The sequence below is a fragment of the Bacillus sp. AP8 genome, assembly GCF_000321185.1.
Lineage (GTDB): Bacteria > Bacillota > Bacilli > Bacillales > DSM-1321 > Bacillus_AD > Bacillus_AD massilioanorexius.
On the sequence record NZ_CAPG01000015.1, the window covers coordinates 1 to 2,475 of the forward strand.

At 33.0% G+C, this 2,475-nt stretch carries 3 protein-coding genes; all 3 read left to right on the plus strand.

Translation table 11 applies throughout. The features are described from left to right. Positions 1-536: 536 nt before the first annotated feature. The 3 genes from BN349_RS02665 to BN349_RS02675 all read left to right on the plus strand — a co-directional run bounded on the left by BN349_RS02665 (position 537) and on the right by BN349_RS02675 (position 2,455). Positions 537-881, plus strand: a complete 345-nt coding sequence (locus BN349_RS02665) for a nitrous oxide-stimulated promoter family protein (protein WP_026089132.1) — start codon at positions 537-539, stop codon at positions 879-881. 181 nt (positions 882-1,062) lie between these two features. Next, entirely contained in the window at positions 1,063-1,509 is a 447-nt protein-coding gene (locus BN349_RS02670) for a hypothetical protein (protein WP_019240730.1), read from the plus strand. A 184-nt stretch (positions 1,510-1,693) separates the two neighbouring features. Beyond that, complete coding sequence (locus BN349_RS02675; RefSeq protein WP_019240731.1) at positions 1,694-2,455, plus strand: SDR family oxidoreductase; 762 nt, start codon at positions 1,694-1,696, stop codon at positions 2,453-2,455. Positions 2,456-2,475: the final 20 nt, after the last annotated feature.

Consider the following 2,475-nt stretch of genomic DNA (forward strand, 5'->3'; position numbering starts at 1 on the left):
ATATATATATATATATATATATANAANNNNCTTTTTATTGTTTAGGAAATGATAGAATTATGACCTATAGATTGTTTGTTTTTGAAAATGTTGAAGTTTAACTCCAGAACTTAGCTTCTAGAGGTCATAAGCCAATCCGTCCAGAAGCTCAAAGAACAATCTTTTAGCAGGCTTGCCTTATGCTGGGTGAAGTCCTCCAGGAGATAGGTCACATCGACGTTGCTAAAGGACGTGGCGATTTAGTTGATGTCCCTTACTTCCAAGGCGCTTGTGCTTTTGTTCTTATATGTTAATTTGTATACTACGATTTATTGTCTTTATTAACCAAAAGACTAAGGGAAATCTCAATGGTTTAAATAAGATTAGATTCATAAATGAAAGCTATTAGAATTAACATCGCTTTGTAATATGGTTTCTTGATAAAAACGATTTCTACAAGAACATACTGAAGTCTATACTGGTAATATGTTATATTAATATAATAGTGTAAACGGATAGCTACAGAATTTTCACACCGTTTTTAGGAGGTATGCATGTTGGAGAGAATGAAGCGAGAACGAGAAACTATTAGTAACATGATAGAAATATATTGTATATCTGAACATAAACAAGAGGTTTTATGTGATGATTGTCACAAGTTGCGAGAATATGCTTACTTCCGTTTATCGAAATGTCCTTTTCAAGAGAAAAAGCCAGCTTGTCAAAATTGTAAAATTCACTGCTATAAGCCAGATATGAAAGAGCAAGTGAAAGATGTTATGAGAAAAAGTGGACCTAAAATGATCTATAAACATCCTTATTTTGCTATTATGCACATAGTAGATTCTTGTAGGAAGAGTCCCGAACTTCCGCGAAAAAAGAAAAAGCAAACAACTAGTTGAATGTGTCATTAGGCTATATAGTAGCTTCAATGGATTTTTGCAGTTGATACCTATATTATATAATGGAAAAGATAAATCAATAGAGAGTTCTTTCATTGAAAATAAAGAAAGTATATTATATGAAATAAAAGGATATAGAAAGTAGGAAATGACAAGAGTGAAAATAAGTGAGAGGCATACGTTGACTATAACATGTAATGAACTAGAAGATGGTTCAATATTGAAAATGTCTGAAGTGGCGAAAAAGATTCTCTTATATTTAGAAAAGAAATTTACCGTATATCATTATGCGTTAACTAGTAGTAGAAAAAATACGGATATTGGAGTTGAACTGACTGGGTTATTTAACAAAATGATTCGCAGTGACAAAGTCGCTTTTGCTCCAGTTGGAGAAATGGAATGGAACAGTGAAAGTTTATCTTCTTATAGCATAGTAGGGTTCAAAAATATTACGGAATGCTTGCATGATATTCAAGGTTCTATTGCTGGTTATGATGATTTAGAAGACTCTTTACTCGATAGTGAGAGTGAAGTATTTCTTTTTGAATATTATGAAGGAGTTATGATTAAAATTCATTGTAATGGATTTAGTGATTATATAGCTCTTAAAAATTTATTGAATGAATAAAAGTAAAAATAGATGCGGTGGCTAATAAAAAGGGCTTACCGCATTTTTTTATGAATTAGTTTTAGCAAACATTGTTTTGGATATTCGTTGCGGTTCTAATTTTTTAATAATTTGTTATTTTGTGATAATGTGTAGTTAGGGGAAGATTTTACTATTTCACGAACAAATCAAGGAGGGAAATGACATGGGTCGATTAGAAAACAAAGTGGCAGTTATTACAGGTGCAGGTGCAGGTCTTGGTAAAGCGATTACAATGTTGTATGCGAAAGAAGGAGCAAAAGTTGTAATTGCTGATATGAATCTAGAAGCTGCCGAAGAAACAGTAAAAGAAATAACAGACAATGGTGGACAAGCTATTGCGGTAAAAACAAACGTGACTGTAGAAGAAGATATTCAAAATATGTATAATGTAGCCATTGAAAAATTTAGTACTGTAGATATTTTGGTTAATAATGCTGGTATTGGTGATAATATGTATGCTGCAGGAAATGTACCGGATGATGTATGGGATCGAGTTATTTCGATCAATACAACTGGAGCTATGAGAGCAATGAGAAAGGCAATCCAAATCTTTGAAGAGAAAAAATCAGGAGTAATTGTTAACATGGCTTCTTTATCAGGAGTAGAAGGTGGTCGTGGTGGATTAACATATACAGCTTCTAAGTTTGCTTTAGTGGGTATGACTAAGAACGTAGCGGCACATTACAATAAATTAGGAATTCGTTGTAATGCGATCGCACCAAGTGCTGTTCCTACTAATCTAGCAAAAGCTATGACACAACCAGATCCATTTGGTATGGAACGTGCTGTTGCTGGTTTAAATTTAATGCCGCGCTCTGGAACAACTGAAGAAATTGCAAATATTGCTTTATTCTTAGGTTCTGATGAATCTTCTTTTGTTAATGGTGCTGTAATAACTGCAGATGCAGGATGGTCTGCTTATTAAAAAAATAATCAATAAAAAAA

Excerpts from the sequence above, each read along its gene's own strand:
- BN349_RS02675 (WP_019240731.1), top strand. The coding sequence starts at position 1,694 with ATGGGTCGATTAGAAAACAAAGTGGCAGTTATTACAGGTGCAGGTGCA.